The organism is Streptomyces resistomycificus (assembly GCF_001514265.1).
Classification (GTDB): Bacteria; Actinomycetota; Actinomycetes; order Streptomycetales; family Streptomycetaceae; genus Streptomyces; species Streptomyces resistomycificus.
Genome location: NZ_KQ948992.1, coordinates 203359 through 219762, shown reverse-complemented (window position 1 = coordinate 219762; position 16404 = coordinate 203359). Strand labels below are relative to the sequence as shown.

General features: G+C 70.9%; 14 protein-coding genes. 6 read left to right on the top strand and 8 right to left on the bottom strand.

Translation table 11 applies throughout. The features are described 5' to 3' along the window. The first annotated feature begins 29 nt into the window (after nt 1-29). Nucleotides 30-1022 (top strand): aldo/keto reductase, encoded by a 993-nt coding sequence (locus AQJ84_RS19245; RefSeq protein WP_030042523.1) that lies wholly within the window; start codon nt 30-32, stop codon nt 1020-1022. 144 nt (nt 1023-1166) lie between these two features. Here the strand turns inward: AQJ84_RS19245 and thpR are convergent, their stop codons facing one another. Beyond that, a complete protein-coding gene (gene thpR / locus AQJ84_RS19240; RefSeq protein ID WP_030042524.1) occupies nt 1167-1739 on the bottom strand; it encodes an RNA 2',3'-cyclic phosphodiesterase in 573 nt (190 codons plus the stop codon). 26 nt (nt 1740-1765) lie between these two features. Between thpR and AQJ84_RS19235 the strand changes: the two genes are divergently transcribed. After that, complete coding sequence (locus AQJ84_RS19235; protein ID WP_053191075.1) at nt 1766-2287, top strand: GNAT family N-acetyltransferase; 522 nt, start codon at nt 1766-1768, stop codon at nt 2285-2287. 370 nt (nt 2288-2657) lie between these two features. Here AQJ84_RS19235 and AQJ84_RS19230 read toward each other — a convergent pair whose 3' ends face one another. Then, nucleotides 2658-3929 (bottom strand): MFS transporter, encoded by a 1272-nt coding sequence (locus AQJ84_RS19230; RefSeq protein ID WP_053191871.1) that lies wholly within the window; start codon nt 3927-3929, stop codon nt 2658-2660. Between the two features lie 122 nt (nt 3930-4051). Continuing rightward, nucleotides 4052-4489 (bottom strand): MarR family winged helix-turn-helix transcriptional regulator, encoded by a 438-nt coding sequence (locus AQJ84_RS19225; protein ID WP_030043600.1) that lies wholly within the window; start codon nt 4487-4489, stop codon nt 4052-4054. Nucleotides 4490-4640: 151 nt separating this feature from the next. Here AQJ84_RS19225 and AQJ84_RS19220 point away from each other — a divergent pair, with 151 nt between their 5' ends. Next, complete coding sequence (locus tag AQJ84_RS19220; protein ID WP_030043599.1) at nt 4641-4823, top strand: hypothetical protein; 183 nt, start codon at nt 4641-4643, stop codon at nt 4821-4823. Between the two features lie 7 nt (nt 4824-4830). Here AQJ84_RS19220 and AQJ84_RS19215 read toward each other — a convergent pair whose 3' ends face one another. Continuing rightward, nucleotides 4831-6282: an NCS2 family permease gene (locus AQJ84_RS19215; RefSeq protein WP_030043598.1), complete on the bottom strand. Its 1452-nt coding sequence runs from the start codon at nt 6280-6282 to the stop codon at nt 4831-4833. A gap of 150 nt (nt 6283-6432) precedes the next feature. Between AQJ84_RS19215 and AQJ84_RS19210 the strand changes: the two genes are divergently transcribed. Beyond that, on the top strand, nt 6433-6708 hold the full coding sequence (locus tag AQJ84_RS19210; protein WP_030043597.1) for a DUF2530 domain-containing protein: 276 nt from the start codon (nt 6433-6435) through the stop codon (nt 6706-6708). Between the two features lie 113 nt (nt 6709-6821). Further along, entirely contained in the window at nt 6822-9215 is a 2394-nt protein-coding gene (locus AQJ84_RS19205) for a cation-translocating P-type ATPase (RefSeq protein WP_030043596.1), read from the top strand. 12 nt (nt 9216-9227) lie between these two features. Here the strand turns inward: AQJ84_RS19205 and AQJ84_RS19200 are convergent, their stop codons facing one another. Together AQJ84_RS19200 and AQJ84_RS19195 are read right to left on the bottom strand one after the other, a co-directional pair. Further along, nucleotides 9228-10079: a hypothetical protein gene (locus AQJ84_RS19200; RefSeq protein ID WP_030043595.1), complete on the bottom strand. Its 852-nt coding sequence runs from the start codon at nt 10077-10079 to the stop codon at nt 9228-9230. A 207-nt stretch (nt 10080-10286) separates the two neighbouring features. Further along, on the bottom strand, nt 10287-11213 hold the full coding sequence (locus tag AQJ84_RS19195; protein ID WP_030043594.1) for a hypothetical protein: 927 nt from the start codon (nt 11211-11213) through the stop codon (nt 10287-10289). Between the two features lie 226 nt (nt 11214-11439). Between AQJ84_RS19195 and AQJ84_RS19190 the strand changes: the two genes are divergently transcribed. Further along, nucleotides 11440-11670 carry a DUF7683 domain-containing protein gene (locus tag AQJ84_RS19190; protein ID WP_030043593.1) on the top strand — a complete coding sequence of 77 codons (231 nt, stop codon included), beginning with the start codon at nt 11440-11442 and terminating at the stop codon, nt 11668-11670. A gap of 58 nt (nt 11671-11728) precedes the next feature. On the opposite strand, the gene AQJ84_RS19185 is transcribed toward AQJ84_RS19190, so the two are convergent. Both AQJ84_RS19185 and AQJ84_RS19180 read right to left on the bottom strand, forming a co-directional pair. Then, nucleotides 11729-14884 carry a sacsin N-terminal ATP-binding-like domain-containing protein gene (locus AQJ84_RS19185; RefSeq protein WP_053191867.1) on the bottom strand — a complete coding sequence of 1052 codons (3156 nt, stop codon included), beginning with the start codon at nt 14882-14884 and terminating at the stop codon, nt 11729-11731. A 353-nt stretch (nt 14885-15237) separates the two neighbouring features. After that, complete coding sequence (locus AQJ84_RS19180) at nt 15238-16164, bottom strand: DUF3027 domain-containing protein (RefSeq protein WP_030043590.1); 927 nt, start codon at nt 16162-16164, stop codon at nt 15238-15240. Nucleotides 16165-16404 lie beyond the last annotated feature (240 nt).

Genomic DNA, 16404 nt, shown 5'->3' with positions numbered 1-16404 from the left:
GCACACTCCACGTCGTTGGCTTGAGGACCATGAAGTACACGCAGCTCGGACGCACGGGACTCAAGGTCAGCCGCCTGGTGCTCGGCACCATGAACTTCGGTCCGCAGACCGACGAGGCGGACAGTCACGCGATCATGGACGCGGCGCTGGACGCCGGCATCAACTTCTTCGACACGGCGAACGTCTACGGGTGGGGCGAGAACAAGGGCCGTACCGAGGAGATCATCGGCAACTGGTTCGCCAAGAGCGCCGCCCACCGCGACAAGGTCGTCATCGCCACCAAGATGTACGGCAACATGGCCGCCGACGGCGACGCCTGGCCGAACCACGACAAGCTCTCCGCCCTCAACATCCGGCGCGCGGTCGACGCCAGCCTGAAGCGGCTGCGGACCGACCACATCGACCTCTACCAGTTCCACCACGTCGACCGGGCCACGCCCTTCGAGGAGATCTGGCAGGCGATCGACACCCTCGTCCAGCAGGGCAAGATCCTCTACGTCGGGTCCTCCAACTTCCCCGGATACAAGATCGCCCAGGCCAACGAGATCGCCGCCCGCCGCTCCGGCACGATCGGCCTCGTCAGCGAGCAGTGCCTCTACAACCTCGTCGAGCGCCGCGCCGAGATGGAGGTCATCCCGGCCGCGCGGGAGTACGGCGTCGGGATCATCCCCTGGTCCCCGCTGCAGGGCGGCCTGCTCGGCGGCGTGATCAAGAAGGAGGTCGAGGGCGGCCGGCGTGCCTCCGGTCGGGCGGCCGACTCGCTCGCGAACCCCGCCGTACGCGCGCAGCTCCAGGCGTACGAGGACCTGCTCGAGAAGCACGGGATCGAGCCCGGCGAGGCCGCCCTGGCCTGGCTGCTCACCCGGCCCGGTGTGACGGGCCCGATCGTCGGCCCGCGCACCGCCGAGCAGCTCGACTCCGCGGTGCGCGCGGTCGAGCTGGAGCTCGACGAGGAACTGCTGGCCGGCCTGGACGACATCTTCCCGGGTCCGGGACCGTCGCCGGAGGCGTTCGCCTGGTGAGCCATCCGGCCGGCGCCTGCCGGCGCCGGCCGGACCGGTCCTCGTTACCTGCCGACGGCCGCCGCCAGCGCCACCACGACGAACATCAACACAAGCGCACCGGCCATGATCCGGTTCCGGGTTTTCGGGTCCACGCCTTCGAGCCTAACCGGCCGCCCCGAGCGGCCAACCGGCGACCGCCTCATAGCGCGGCTGTTCTCCCGGGACTCCCGACCTCGGCAGGTTGCTGCGCACCAGCACCAGCTCGTCGACCGTCCAGGTACGGGTCCTGAGAGGCTCCAGGGTCTCCAGGTAGGGCCGCACGTCGATGCCCTCCCGGCTGCGGGCGACCGTCAGGTGGGCCTTGTACCGGCGGTGCTCCCCCATCGCCACGCCCGCCTTGCGCGCCGCCGCCTCCGCCCGGTCGGCGAGCAGCCGCAGCGCGGGCAGGTCGCCCTCGGCGCCGGCCCACAGGGCGCGTCCGTGCCCGAACTGCCCTCCGCCGCGCACGGCGAGCGGGAAGGGGGCGGTGCGGTGGGCCGCCCGTTCCAGCCGCGCGGACAGTTCCGGTACGACGTCCTCGTCGACCTCGCCGTAGAAGGCGAGCGTGAAGTGCCAGCCGGGCCGGCCGGTCCACCGCAGGCCGTCCGCGCCGGGAAGTTTCCGCAACTCGGCCACTTCCAGGGCGAGTTCGTGGGCGACATCCTCCGGGGGAAGCACGGCGGCGAAGAGTCTCATGCGCTCCAGCCTGTCACCATGAGGCGATGGAGACGATCAGGATCAGGGAGTGCGGGGCCGACGACGTCCCCGCGATACTCGGCATGCTGGACAGCAGTGCGGAATGGCTGGTCGCGCAGGGGCGCACCGAACAGTGGGGGACCAAGCCCCTGTCGCAGAAACCGAAGGTGGTCGAGTCGGTCGTCCGGTACATGGGCGAGGGCGCGGCCTACCTGGCCGAGATCGGCGGTGTCCCGGCGGCCACCCTCACCCTCACCGACGCGCCCGGCGCCTACCTGTCCCACCTCCCGCCGCCCGGCGAGCCCGAGCGCTACATCCACTGGCTCGCCTCCGACCGCCGCTTCAAGGGCCACGGCGCGGGCAGCGCCCTGCTCGCACACGCCGCCGAGGAGACCCGCCGGGCGGGCGTCTCGCTGCTGCGGGTGGACTGCTACGCGGGCGCCGACGGCAAACTCGTCCGCTACTACGAGTCCAACGGCTTCGTCCGCACGGACACCTACACGGCAACGAACAACTGGCCGGGCCAGGTACTGGCCCGGAGGCTGTAGCCGCGGAGGCACCGGGGGGCTGCGCCCCCAGCCCCCGGGGCCTATGCCCACCCACCACCCGACTCGGTAGGCCAGAAGTGACCGCCCCTGGGGGCTGCCGCCCCCAGACCCCCATTTCGCCCCTGAACGGGCCTCGTCCTCAAACGCCGGACGGGCTGAAAAGCCGCAGCCGCCCACGGCGGGAAGGGGACGTGTCGGGGGGTGCCCGCCCGCAGCGGTTGTCGCGTCAACACGAGCACCTCTATGACCGACCGATTCCGCGACGTTCCGAGGACGGACACCCCCCGACACGTCCCCGACCCACCCCCGAACCCAAGGCGCGACGCGCACCCCCACCGAACCCGAACAGGCCGCCGCAGGCACACCCCGCTCAGGCCGCCGCAGCCAACTGCTCCCGCTCCCGCGGCACGAACCGCACGTGCGGATGACCACGGTTCCAGCCCACCGACAGCCGCAGGTTGCCGACGCGGGCCAGGACCAGGCCGATGGTGACGGCGGCCGCCGCGGCGATCGCGCCGCCCACCGCGAGGCCCGCCCGGACGCCGTACGCGTCCGTGATCCAGCCGGCGATCGGCGCGCCCAGCGGCGCGCCGCCCATGAACACCATCATGTAGAGAGCCATCACGCGGCCCCGCATGGCCGGGTCGGTGCTCAGCTGGACGCTGCTGTTGGCGGTGACGTTGACCGTCATGCCGAACATCCCGATCGGTGCCATCAGCAGGGCGAACAGCCACAGGGAGGGGGCGAACGCGGCCACGATCTCCAGCGCGCCGAAGGCCACCGCTCCCACGACCAGGACCCGCATCCGGGCCGTGCCGCGCCGGGCGGCGAGCAGGGCGCCCGCCAGGGAGCCGACCGCCATCAGCGTGTTGAAGAGGCTGTAGGAGCCCGCTCCGGCGTGGAAGACGTCGTCGGCGAAGGCCGAGAGGTACACGGGGAAGTTGAAGCCGAAGGTGCTGACGAACCCGACCAGGACGATGGTCCAGATCAGCTCGGGGCGCCCGGCCACGTACTGCAGGCCCTCCCGCAGCTGTCCCTTGCCGCGCGGGGCCCGCTCGACGGCGTACAGGTCACGCGCGCGCATCAGCAGCAGCCCGGCGATGGGGGCGACGAAGGACAGGCCGTTGGCGAGGAACGCCCAGCCGGTGCCGACGCCGGTGATCATGACGCCCGCGACGGCGGGGCCGACGAGCCGGGCCGACTGGAAGTTCGCGGAGTTCAGGCTGACCGCGTTCTGCAGTTGGTCGGGGCCGACCATCTCGGAGACGAAGGACTGGCGGGCCGGGTTGTCGACGACGGTCGCGAGACCCACGGCGAAGGCGGCGAGGTAGACGTGCCAGACCTGGACGTTCCCGCTCAGGGTGAGGACGGCGAGTGCGACGCCGGTGGCGCCCATCGCGGACTGGGTGACCAGGAGCGCGCCGCGCTTGGGGAGTCGGTCGACGAGGACGCCGCCGTAGAGGCCGAAGAGCAGCATCGGCAGGAACTGCAGGGCCGTCGTGACGCCGACGGCGGTCGCGGAGCCGGTGAGGCTGAGGACCAGCCAGTCCTGGGCGATGCGCTGCATCCAGGTGCCGACGTTGGAGACGACCTGGCCCATGAAGAAGAGGCGGTAGTTCCGGACGGTCAGGGAGCTGAACATGGACGAGCGCTTGGTGGTGGACAGGGAGTCGTGGGTGGTCGGTGCGGGGTTGGAGTCTGCTCCGGATCCCGTACTCAAAAGGATTCGCCTCCTCTTTGACTGTTCGTTCGCCTCAGGGGCGCTTACAGGTGTGCGAGCTTCTCCAGCACGGGGGCGGCGGCGCGCAGTTTGGCCCACTCGTCCTCGTCCAGGCCGTCGACCAGGGTGGCCAGGAAGGCGTTCCGCTTGGCGCGGCTCTCCGCCAGCATGGCCTCGGCCTGTTCGGTCTTGGTGACGACCTTCTGGCGCCGGTCCTCGGGGTGCGGTTCGAGGCGGACCAGGCCCTTGGCCTCCAGCAGCGCCACGATCCGGGTCATCGACGGCGGCTGGACGTGCTCCTTGCGGGCGAGCTCGCCCGGGGTGGCCTTGCCACAGAGGGACAGGGTGCCGAGCACCGACATCTCGGTCGGGCTCAGCGACTCGTCGACCCGCTGGTGCTTGAGCCGACGGGACAGCCGCATCACGGCGGAGCGAAGGGAGTTCACGGCGGCAGCGTCGTCGCCATGGGTAAGGTCCGGCATCTCCTTAGCGTAACTCATTACCCTGGCTAAACAAGCTGGCACGCACGCGGATTCCCGTGAGACCTGCCACCGAAACCCGATCATCACCCGTACGAGTGAGTCGACGGCGGAAAGTGAACGCCGCCCCGCATGCGCCAGCGACCCTCGGTCCATGGGGACCAGCGTGCTCAGCCTGCGGATAGACGGGGAGCTGCTCGAGCGGCTCCGGGACCATGCGGCGAAAAGGGGAATGAGCGTCCAGGACTACGTGGTCCGGACGCTCGTTCGCGACGACTTCGACGAGCGGTTCCAGACCGCCGTCGCGGAGACGGAGAAGTTCTACGGGGTCACCTGAGCGCCGCTCAGGTCAGCCCCAGCGCCGGCATCAGGTAGTAGAAGGCGAACACGGCTGACACGACGTACATCGCGGCCGGGATCTCCCTGCTCCGGCCGGCCGCCAGGCGCAGCACCACGAAGGTGATGAAGCCCATGCCGATGCCGTTGGTGATCGAGTAGGTGAACGGCATCATCACCATCGTGACGAAGGCCGGGACGGCGATGGTGTGGTCGGCCCAGTCGATCTCCCTGACCGAGCCGGCCAGGATCAGGAAGCCGACCGCGAGCAGGGCCGGGGTGGCCGCCTGGGACGGGACCATCGTGGCGACCGGCGTGAGGAACAGCGCCACGGTGAAGAGGCCGCCGGTGACGACGTTCGCGAAACCGGTGCGGGCACCCTCGCCGACGCCGGCCGTGGACTCCACGAAGGCGGTGGTGGCGGAGGACGAGCTGGCGCCGCCCGCGGCGACGGCGAGACCGTCGACGAAGAGGACCTTGTTGATGCCGGGCATCTGGCCCTGCGCGTCGGTCAGCTTGGCCTCGTCGCTGACGCCCATGATCGTGCCCATCGCGTCGAAGAAGCACGACAGCAGCACGGTGAAGACGAACAGGATGCCGGTCAGCACGCCGACCTTGGAGAAGCCGCCGAAGAGGCTGACCTCGCCGATCAGGCCGAAGTCGGGGGTGGCGACGGGGTTGCCGGGCCACTTCGGGGTGGTCAGACCCCAGGTGGGGATCGTGGCGACGGCGTTGATGATCACCGCGAGGACCGTCATCGTGACGATCGAGATGAGGATCGCGCCGGGCACCTTGCGGACGATGAGGGCCAGGGTCAGCAGCGCGCCGAGGGTGAAGACGAGCACCGGCCAGCCGTTGAGGTGCCCGTCGGCGCCGAGCTGGAGCGGGACGGTGGTCTGGGCGACGTCCGGGATCCGGGAGACGAAGCCGGAGTCGACGAGCCCGATCAGCATGATGAACAGGCCGATACCGATGGAGATGGCCTTGCGCAGGCCGAAGGGCACGGCGTTCATGACGCGCTCGCGCAGACCCGTGGCCACCAGCAGCATGACGATGAAGCCGGCCAGGACGACCATGCCCATCGCGTCCGGCCAGGACATCCGGGGAGCGAGCTGGAGCGCGACAACCGAGTTCACACCCAGACCGGCGGCGAGGGCGATCGGCACGTTGCCGACGACACCCATCAGCAGCGTGGTGAACGCGGCTGTCACGGCCGTGGCCGTGACGAGCTGGCCGTTGTCGAGCTGGTGCCCGTACATGTCCTTCGCGCTGCCGAGAATGATCGGGTTCAGCACGATGATGTAGGCCATCGCGAAGAAGGTGGCGAAGCCGCCCCGGATCTCCCTGGGCAGCGTGCTGCCGCGCTCGGAGATCCTGAAGAAGCGGTCGAGGGCACCCTGGGCGGGCGTACCGCCCGGCGGCTGGGGCGCGGGAACCTTGGCAGGGGCCGAGGTGGGCATGCGGAACCTCATCACCAGCGGCTTTCCCCCAGGCGCCTTTGGCGTTTCATACGAAGAGAAGTGGTCGGACACAAACCGTTTCAGTATGAACATATGACCGTGTTGACGCCATCTCCGCGCGTAGAACCGATCGCCTCGTAAGCTGTCCCCATGCAGAAGTGGACCCCCGAGCACGAGGCGCCGGAGCCCCTGGAGGGCCCCATCGTCCCCACCGTCGTTGGCGGCACGATCCTCTGGTTCGTCCTCTTCCTCGTGCAGCTCCCCTTCTACGGCTGGTTCGACGACCACGGCCACACCTGGTGGGTGTGGACCTGCCTGGCCGGAACGGGCCTCGGCCTGATCGGCATCTGGTACGTCCGCAGGCGCGAGGCGGCGATCAGGAGGGCGGCGGCGGCCGAGGACGCGTCCACCCCTGCCGCCGAGTGACCAGGACCCCGTAGTACTACGGCATCACTCGTCCTCGCCCCCTCTCATCCCCTGGTCGGATCTTCCGCGCACTCGGCGGGTGAAGCCGCAAATCCGCACGTACCGTCGAATGCATGACGCACATCGACGCGGGCGCCGACCTGGATCCGGTGCACCCGACGACCCTTCCGGTCGCGGCGAGCGGGCTGACCGCGGCCGAGGTCGCCGAGCGGGTCGCGCGCGGGCAGGTCAACGACGTGCCGGTGCGCAGCAGCCGGTCCACCGTCGAGATCGTCCGCGCGAACGTCTTCACCCGGTTCAACGCGATCATCGGCGTGCTCTGGGTGATCATGCTGATCGTCGCACCGATCCAGGACAGCCTGTTCGGCTTCGTGATCCTCGCCAACACCGGCATCGGCATCATCCAGGAGTGGCGGGCGAAGAAGACGCTGGACTCGCTGGCCGTGATCGGGGAGGCCCGGCCCACCGTGCGCCGGGACGGGGTCGCCTCCGAGGTCGCCACCAGCGACATCGTGCTGGATGACGTCATGGAGATCGGGCCAGGCGACAAGGCCGTGGTCGACGGCGTGTGCGTGGAGACCGACGGGCTGGAGATCGACGAGTCGCTGCTCACCGGCGAGGCCGACCCGGTCGTCAAACGACCCGGCGACCAGGTCATGTCCGGCAGCTTCGTCGTCGCCGGCGGCGGTGCCTTCAGGGCGACCAAGGTCGGCCGCGAGGCCTACGCCGTCCAGCTCGCCGAGGAGGCCTCCCGGTTCACCCTGGTCCACTCCGAGCTGCGCTCCGGCATCTCCACGATCCTCAAGTACGTGACGTGGATGATGGTCCCGACCGCGATCGGCCTGATCATCAGCCAGCTCTTCGTCAAGGACAACGATCTCAAGGACTCCGTAGCGCGCACCGTCGGCGGCATCGTGCCGATGGTCCCGGAGGGCCTGGTCCTGCTCACCTCCGTCGCCTTCGCCATCGGCGTCATCCGACTTGGCCGAAAACAGTGCCTGGTCCAGGAACTCCCCGCCATCGAGGGACTCGCCCGCGTCGACACGGTCTGCCTCGACAAGACGGGCACCCTCACCGAGGGCGGCATGGACGTCACCGAGCTTCGCCCCCTCCAGGGCGCCGACGAGTCGTACGTACGCGACGTGCTCGGCGCGCTCGGCGAGTCCGACCCGCGCCCCAACGCCTCCCTCCAGGCGATCATCGACGCCTACCCGGACCTGGAGAACTGGCACTGCACCGAGTCGCTGCCCTTCTCCTCGGCCCGCAAGTACAGCGGCGCCTCCTTCAACGAGGGGAACGGCGAGACCAGCACCTGGCTGCTGGGCGCCCCCGACGTGCTCCTGGCTCCCGACGACCCCGCCCTCGCCGAGACCGAGCGGCTCAACGAACAGGGCCTTCGGGTGCTGCTGCTGGCCCGGACCGTCCGTGACCTGGACGACCCCGAGGTGGGCCGGGGCGCCCTGCCCACCGCCCTGGTCGTGCTGGAGCAGCGACTGCGGCCGGACGCGGCCGACACGCTGCGCTACTTCGCCGAGCAGGACGTCCGCGCCAAGGTCATCTCCGGGGACAACGCGGTGTCGGTGGGCGCGGTCGCGAGCAAGCTGGGGCTGACCGGCACCACCGTCGACGCCCGCCGGCTGCCCGCCGAGCAGGACGGCATGGCCAGGGCGCTCGACGGCGGCACGGTGTTCGGGCGGGTCACCCCGCAGCAGAAGCGCGACATGGTGGGCGCCCTGCAGTCGCACGGGCACACCGTCGCGATGACCGGCGACGGTGTGAACGACGTCCTGGCCCTGAAGGACGCCGACATCGGTGTGGCGATGGGCTCGGGTTCCGAGGCGACCCGGGCGGTCGCGCAGATCGTGCTGCTCAACAACAGTTTCGCGACGCTGCCCTCGGTGGTCGCGGAGGGCCGGCGGGTCATCGGCAACATCACGCGGGTCGCGACCCTGTTCCTGGTGAAGACGGTCTACTCGGTGCTGCTGGCGGTCCTGGTGGTGTGCTGGCAGGTGGAGTACCCGTTCCTGCCCCGCCACCTGACCCTGCTGTCCACCCTCACCATCGGCGTCCCGGCCTTCTTCCTCGCGCTGGCGCCCAACAAGGAACGCGCGCGGCCCCACTTCGTACGGCGGGTCATGCGGTACTCGATCCCCGGCGGGGTGGTGGCCGCGACGGCGACCTTCACGACGTACCTGATCGCCCGGCACCACTACACGGGCAGCGGTGCGCTGGACGCCGAGACCAGTGCCGCGACGCTGACGCTGTTCCTGGTCTCGATGTGGGTGCTGGCGATCATCGCCCGCCCCTACACCTGGTGGCGGATCGCGCTGGTGGCGGCGATGGGCGCCGGGTTCCTGCTGGTGCTGGTGGTGCCCTGGCTGCAGGACTTCTTCGCGCTGAAGCTGGTCGGGGTGACGATGCCGTGGATCGCGGTCGGCATCGCGGGGGTGGCGGCGGTCGCCCTGGAGGTGGTGTGGAGGGTGGTCGACCGCCGCTTCCCGGCCTGAGCCGGCTGGGGACTACTTCACGTCGACGTAGTCACCGGTGGCGTTGACCGCCGGCGTCGTCGTGGTGCCCGCGAAGCTGAAGCGCCAGTACCCGTCGTACTGGGCGGTGGCGGTGGCCTTCACGTTGCCGTAGGAGTCCGAGTTCACCGTCTTGACCGTGGTGTACGTGCTGGTGCCGGCCTTGCGGAACTGCAGCTTCACCGGCTGGACGGTGTAGCCGTGGTACGCGTTGTCGTCCCAGTTGGCGCGGGACAGCTTGCCCGTGGAGGTCACGGTCCTGCCCTTGGCGACCGGCTCCGGGCCGGCGTTGACCGTCAGCTTGGAGTAGCGCTGGACCTTGGTGGCGCCGAGGCCGCCCTGGGTCTTGGTGTCGCCGGCGCTGTTGATGGCGAGGCCGCCCGCGTTCCAGGTGCCGGCGTCGGCGTTGGTCAGGTCGCCGTCGGCCGGGCGGATGTAGATGGTGCCCGAGCAGTTGAGGGTGGTCGACGACGCGGTGGTGCAGGTCGCCGGGTCGTCGCTGATGATCTCGTTGCTCGGGGAGGTCACCGAGGAACCGCGGTAGATGAGCGGCCCGCTGGCGAAGTTGTCCTCGCTGGTGTCCATGCCGACGGGGTGCGTCAGGGTGTAGGTCACCGGGACGCTGACGACATTGGTGGTGCCGACGACGATGTTCTTGCCGTTGTTGACCTTCATGTTGGAGAAGGTGACGTCGAGCGTCGCTGCGGCGGACGCGGTCCCGTCGGCGGTGGCGGCGCTGAAGGCTGCCTTGCCGGACGGGGCGTCGGCGGCCTGTGCGGCCGGCACGACGAAGGCGGAGAGAGCCAGGGCGCCGGTGACGGCGGCCACGGTGGCACGTATGCGCATGTGCGTTCCCCAGGGGGAGAAGTGATCTAGGAGTCTGTTGACTCACGCGATCAGATCCGCGACGCATGTGCCTGGTTGTACGGGTCGATCCTGATTTTGTCCGTACGTAGGCAATGTTTGACATCTACATGGGGAAAGCCGAACGCCGGCCCCGGGAAGCCCCGAAGCCGGCGTTCAACCGTACTGAGCCGTGCTCAGCCCTGCCGCTTATCGCACGTCGACGAAGTCACCCGCGGCGTTGACCGCCGGGGTGGTGGTCGTACCCGCGAAGCTGTAGCGGAAGTAACCGTCGGCGGAGGCCGTGACCGTCGTGCTCAGGTTGCCCGTGGAGTTCGACTTGATGGTCTTGACCGTGGTGTAGGTGCTGGAGGTCTTCTTACGGAACTGCAGCTTCACCGACTGGGTCGCGTAACCCGCGTACTTGTGGGTCTCCCAGTTGGCGCGGGACAGCTTGCCCGTCACCGTGATGGTCTTGCCCTTCGTCACCGGCTCCGGCGAGGCGTTGACCGTCAGCTTGGAGTAGCGCTGGAGCTTGGTGCTGCCCAGGCCGTCCTGCTCGGCGTAACCGACCTTGCTCCAGTCGACGTCCTCGGAGGTCGGGTCCTCACCGTTCAGGTCGATGGCGTAGCCGCCGGCCTTCCAGGTGCCCGCGTCCGCGTTGACCAGCTCGAAGTCCGGGTAGACGTCGATGGTGCCCTTGCAGGTGGCGGTGGTCGACGAAGTCGCCGTGCAGGTCGGCCAGTCGTCCCCGAAGAGCGTCTTGTCCACCTCGGCGTAGGAGGCGCCGCGGTAGATCTCGACGTCCATCAGGAAGTCGGAGGCGTCCAGGTCGATGTCCGCCGCGTGCGTGACCGTGTACGTCACCGGCACGGTCACCTGGTTGGCGATGCCCGCCACGATCGGCTTGCCATTGTTGATCTTCACGCCGGAGAAGGACAGGTCGAGCGCGTACGGCTCGCCCTCGGCGGCGGCGGCGAAGGCGCTCTTGCCGGACGCCGACTGCACGGCCTGGACGGCCTTCTGGACATCGGCCTTGCTGTACGACGGGCTGTCGCCCGCCTGCGCGGCCGGCACGGCCACGGCGGAGAGGGCGAGGGCGCCGGAGACGGCGGCAACGGTGGCACGAATACGCATGTGTTCTCCATGTGGAGAGAGGGGCCCCGGCAGTGGTCGTTCCTACGGCTCGTCGTCGCACGGGGCCCAAGTGATCAGGGAGTCTGTTGACTCAGGTGATCAGATCCGTGACACATGGGAATGGTTGTACGCCTGGTAAGAAAAATGTGCGAGAAATTCGAAGAACCCCCTCGCGCCGCCTCAGCCGAACCAGCGCTCCCGCTGATCCTGCCCGGAAGGTGCCCCCATGAGATTCGCCATCTCCCGCTTCCCGAAGGACGAGGACTTCCTCGAGTCGTCCATTGACGTCACCTCGGTCGGCGCAGACGCCTTCTCGGACCTCGTGGGGATTCCACCGACCGAGCTCATCGGCGATGTGCCCCTGACGCGGGAGCACGCCGAGCGCATCCTGCAGCTGACCGGTATCACGCTCGATCTGGAGAAGTACGACTACTTCCTGGACCCCACGGCGGACTGATGGCATGACGGCGGGGCCGTCCTGCCGGACGGCCCCGCCGTCATGCCATGTCACCGCATCAGTCGAACCAGCGATCCCGCGCCAGCTCCCCCGTCCGCGACGGATCCTCCAGCAGCGCCGCCACCTCGAACCGCCGGGGCCACTGCCCCGCCGCCCAGGCGAGGCCCGCGGCGACGCCCTCCAGGGTCGCGGCGTGCAGGACGCCGTCGTTGGTCAGGCGCCAGTCGATCTCCACGCCGTCGACGAAGAGTTCCTCGTGTTCGACGTAGGTCCGGGGGGTCCCGGCCCCGAGCAGCACCCGCACCGGCTCCGGTACGTCGTGTTCGGTGCCCTCGGAGTCGACCTGACCGGTGACGGACTCGCTCAGCCGCCGCACCTGGAACAGCTCGGCCAGCTCGGCGGCCCGCGCGGGCCGTACGGGCAGCAGGGCGACGCCCTCGGTGAAGGGCAGCAGGTCGGGTGAGTCGACGACCACCGCGTCGGCCGCGTCCACCACCTCGACCCGCCCGTCGACCACGGCCCGCAGCTCGTCCGGCAGGGTCACCTGCTCGGGATCCAGATCGGCCAGCGCCCCGTACAGGGCGTGCAGTTGGGCACCCGTGACCTCCCGGTCCGGGTCGGCGAGCCGGTCGAGGAGTTCGGCGGCGCCGCCCGGCTCGTCGAGGAGCGCGGCCACGGACGTCCGTACGCCGAGCGCCCGCAGCACCTGTTCGTCGTCGAAGCCGGTCGCGTCGGCCTCCTCGTACAGCCCGCGCAGCAGCGGGTCGCCGCCGGAGGCCAGCAGGCCGGCGGGCCGGCGCCCGTCGAGCACCGGGTTCCCGCGCAACCACCAGGCGGTGTAGGGCCGTACGACCTCGTGGGTGCCGTCGGGCAGCAGGATCCGCACCTGCTGGACCAGCGCGTCACGCAGCGGTGGCTTCGACAACAGGGCCAGGGCCTGCGGCCACTTGTCCTCGTCCACGAGGTCCAGGTCGCGTACGGCGACCAGCTCGGTGGCCACCGGCGGCACCGGCGTGTCCGGGAAGCGGTCGAGGATGTCCTCGCACCACACGTCGACGGCGTCGAGCAGCCCGGCGTCGTCCGGCTCGGCGAAGTCGCCGTCGCGGGGCTCCAGTTCGTCCGGGTCGAGGACCACGTCGGTGGCGCGGACCAGGGCGAAGTTGGCGAGGACGCCACAGGCGGCGAGCGGCTGCTCGCCCCACTTGTCGGCCAGTTCGGGGTCGACGGAGGCCAGTTCGTCCTCGCGCATGACCTGGTGGAAGGGGCTGCCGGGGAGGACGAGTTCGCCCGCTGGAGTCGGTTCCCCGTCCTCGTCGGGCAGCGCGAGGCAGCCGAGCCAGGGCTCGTCACCGGGCTCCAGGCCGGCGTCGCGGACGAGCGCGAGGACGGTGTCGGCGAGCTCCTCCGCGTCCGGCGTGTCCTGCTCCCAGTCCAGTCCGCCCTCGTCGTCGAGGGAGGCGGCCACCGCGGCCCGCACCTGCGGGGTCGTCAGCACCGCGCGCGGGGTCGCCGGCAGGGCGCCGAGCTTCTCCAACAGGGGGTGGGCGGCGTCCGGGTGGGCGACCTTGAGGCCGAGCCGGGCGAGCACCTCGGGGTCGATACGGGCGTCGTCGGCGGTGGGCAGCAGCACCTGCCGGGGCCCGATCGTCGTCCGTCCGTCGGCGAGCGGTACGGGCAGCCCGGACAGGCGGTCCGGATCGACCCCGGCCAGGCTGTCGTACAGCCGCCGCCACCAGTCCGGCTCCTTCTCCAGCCCCGCCAGCCGGTCCACGGCGTCGGTCAGCGCGACCCGGGCGACACCCAGCGTCCGCAGCTCGACGCGGCGTTCCAGCCCGGCGGGGAGAAGGGTGGGGAGCACCTCGGCGAGGACCCGGACGGTCTCGGAGCCGGCGCCCTCGACGACCTCGGCGTCGCGGGGCCGGAGCGACACGGGCAGACCGTCGCCTTCCGCCCCGTCGAACTCCTCGGCCTTTTCCGACGCTTCGGAAGCGGGGGGTTCCACGGCGGGCGGCAGGAAGGACGTACGCGGCAGCCGCTCGAGGATGGCCTGCCGCAGCACCCCGTCCAGCTCGCCCTTGCCGAGCGGTCCGGGCACCAGGTCGATGATGCCGGCGGTCACCGGGCGCCAGTCGGCGAGGAGTCCGGCGTACGCGTCGGCGGCGCGCTGCACGACGAACTCGGTGAGCGGGCCGGGCGCCGCGTGCCGACGGGTGGTGTCCAGCGGGAACGACGCGATGAGCAGGGCGGGCACGCCCAGGGACTCGTCGCTGGGCGTGGGGGCGTGCACGTAGGGCGCGGTGCGGGGGCGGGCGGGCGTGCCGTCTCCGTCCACGGGCACGGCCCAGGTGACGGTCCAGTACGGCCGCAGCCGCTCCTCGACGGGCCGGTCGGCGAGCAGCTCCGCGGCGAGCGGCCCGTGCGCGACAGCCGTACGCCAACGGGTCGTACCGTCCCGCGAGTCCTCCACGACGGTGAAGTCGCCGTCGGCTCGGCGACGCAGGGTGCGGGTCTCCTCGGTCTCGATCACGACCTCCTCCAGCCCGGGCAGGGCCAGGAGCAGGGCGTCGTCCACGGCGGCGAGGAGGCGCTCGGCGAGGTCGGCGGCGGCCGGGTCGCGCAGCGGCAGGATGACCGCCGTGTCGTACGGGTCGGGGGCCGTGCCCTCGGCGGCGAACGGCAGCCGCAGCAGCGGCACGTGGCCGTCGCGCCTGCGGATCTCGTCGCCCAGCCCCGGACTGTGCCGGGCCACGTCGGCCGCAAGCACCCGGGCCTCACCGAGCGACCAGCGGACACCACCGTGCCGGCCGACGACCGCGGGCTCGTCGGTGACGGAGAGAACGGCGGCGAAACCGACGCCGAAACGGCCGATGGTCTGCTCGTTGTCCCGCTTGGCCGAGGCCCGCAGCGTGGCCAGGGACTCCACGCCCGCCGCGTCGAGCGGGGCGCCGGTGTTGGCGGCGACGAGGACACCGTCGCGGAGGGTGAGCCGCAGCCGCCCGGGAACGCCGGCGCGGGCGGCGGCGTCCGCGGCGTTCTGCGCGAGCTCCACGACGAGCCGGTCCCGGTACCCGCCGAGGACCAGATCCTCCTCGGCGTTGGCGTCCTCGCGGAAACGGGCCGGGCTGGTCGCCCAGGCATCCATGACGCCTCGCCTGAGACGGGCGGTCCCGAAGGGGTCCGCCCCCTCGGCCGCGGGCCGCACGAACTTACTCACGTTGACTCTCCTCATCGGCGTGACGATGAAGGTACCGCTCAGCGGGGCGGGGCTGCGCGCGCCGTCCGGCGGCCACGCCCCGGCCAACTGCCGAACCGCGCCTGGGGCGGCGGGTTCCCCCGTGACGCGGGACGACGCCGAGCGCGGATCGACCTCGCCCCGGCGACCGCCGTATCGAGGTCGGCCGTTCCCGGGCGGAGTCGAGGAGTGTCCGGGCGGTGCCCGCGTCAGCCCGGAGTCCTGCCGCCGTTCGGGAGTGGGACGAGAACGGCCGGCCGGCAGGGACCGGGCACCGGGACTGAACGTCGTACCGGCAGTGCTCCCCTGGGCACCACCGGCCTCACCGCACGTCCCTAGGAATGCCCCAGCTCGGCCGCGTCCTCGTCGGAGACGTCCGGCACCGACCCCGAGTCCCGGGCCGGTCGCAGCGGGAAGGGGTCGACCGTCGTCTCGTCGATCACCGGTGGAGCCGGACGGGGCGGCGTCGGCATGACCGCTGCCTCGGAGTGGCCTCCGCAGCCGTAGGAGAGGGACACCAGGCGGCCGTCGGCCGGGGCGAACTCGTTCGCGCAGATGCCGAAGGCCTGACCGAGCGAGCCGCCGATCGGCACGAGGAAGCCGCAGCTGACGCAGGCCGCGGGCGCGGCCTGGGCCATCGGGGTCTTCGCGCCGTACGACTCCTCCCAGCGGTCGGCGGCGATGTGCAGCCCGTAGCGGGACAGGACGCGCGCCCGGCGCATGCCGAGTTCCTCGGCGACCGCGGCGATGGAACCACGGGCCGGTGCGACGGGCAGGTGGGCCGGGGCGCCCGGGGTGACGTCGGCGTCCTCGGCCTCGACCAGCTCGGCCATCTCCGTGGAGACGGGTGAGCTCGGCAGCGGTTCGTCCTCACCGGAGTAGCCGGGCTCCAGGCGGAGGTCCTCGGCGTCGGTCGGCAGGAGGTCACCCGGCCCCATGTCGCCCGGCCGCAGGCGCTCGCTCCAGGGGACCCACTCGGGGGCGAGGAGGGCGTCAGGCCCCGGCAGCAGGACCACCTCGTCGAGGGTGACGAACTTGGCGCGGGAGGCGCGGGCGACCGTGACGGCCCAGCGCCAGCCCCGGTAGCCGAGCTCCTTGCACTCGAAGAAGTGGGTGACGACACGGTCGCCCTCGGACACCAGCCCCGAGTGCTCGCCGACCACGCCGGGCGCGGCGGCCTCCTCGGCGGCGGTGCGGGCGAGGTCGACCGCCTCGGCGCACAGGCGGTCGGGGGTGCGGCTTCGCGTGGTCGCTGCGCTCACAGGTATCGCTTCTCTCCTACGCCGTCTCTCTGGTGCGTCTGCCTGTCGGCGGCGAGGCGGACGGAGCGGACCCGAGGACCGCGTCAACGTCCGCGCCCGCTCACGCTCGGGCGCACCTACTCCATCCATTCTGCGGGATGGCTGAGATACGCACGCTACCTGTTCGCGTGCGCTTGGCCTACACCGACGGGTCTGTTCCCTTTCAGAAGTGCACGGCCATACGCGCGGTAACCGCACTAC

Coding starts and splice junctions, on each gene's coding strand:
- AQJ84_RS19245 (WP_030042523.1), top strand. CDS start 30: ATGAAGTACACGCAGCTCGGACGCACGGGACTCAAGGTCAGCCGCCTG.
- thpR (WP_030042524.1), bottom strand. CDS start 1,739: ATGAGACTCTTCGCCGCCGTGCTTCCCCCGGAGGATGTCGCCCACGAA.
- AQJ84_RS19235 (WP_053191075.1), top strand. CDS start 1,766: ATGGAGACGATCAGGATCAGGGAGTGCGGGGCCGACGACGTCCCCGCG.
- AQJ84_RS19230 (WP_053191871.1), bottom strand. CDS start 3,929: ATGTTCAGCTCCCTGACCGTCCGGAACTACCGCCTCTTCTTCATGGGC.
- AQJ84_RS19225 (WP_030043600.1), bottom strand. CDS start 4,489: ATGCCGGACCTTACCCATGGCGACGACGCTGCCGCCGTGAACTCCCTT.
- AQJ84_RS19220 (WP_030043599.1), top strand. CDS start 4,641: ATGGGGACCAGCGTGCTCAGCCTGCGGATAGACGGGGAGCTGCTCGAG.
- AQJ84_RS19215 (WP_030043598.1), bottom strand. CDS start 6,282: ATGCCCACCTCGGCCCCTGCCAAGGTTCCCGCGCCCCAGCCGCCGGGC.
- AQJ84_RS19210 (WP_030043597.1), top strand. CDS start 6,433: ATGCAGAAGTGGACCCCCGAGCACGAGGCGCCGGAGCCCCTGGAGGGC.
- AQJ84_RS19205 (WP_030043596.1), top strand. CDS start 6,822: ATGACGCACATCGACGCGGGCGCCGACCTGGATCCGGTGCACCCGACG.
- AQJ84_RS19200 (WP_030043595.1), bottom strand. CDS start 10,079: ATGCGCATACGTGCCACCGTGGCCGCCGTCACCGGCGCCCTGGCTCTC.
- AQJ84_RS19195 (WP_030043594.1), bottom strand. CDS start 11,213: ATGCGTATTCGTGCCACCGTTGCCGCCGTCTCCGGCGCCCTCGCCCTC.
- AQJ84_RS19190 (WP_030043593.1), top strand. CDS start 11,440: ATGAGATTCGCCATCTCCCGCTTCCCGAAGGACGAGGACTTCCTCGAG.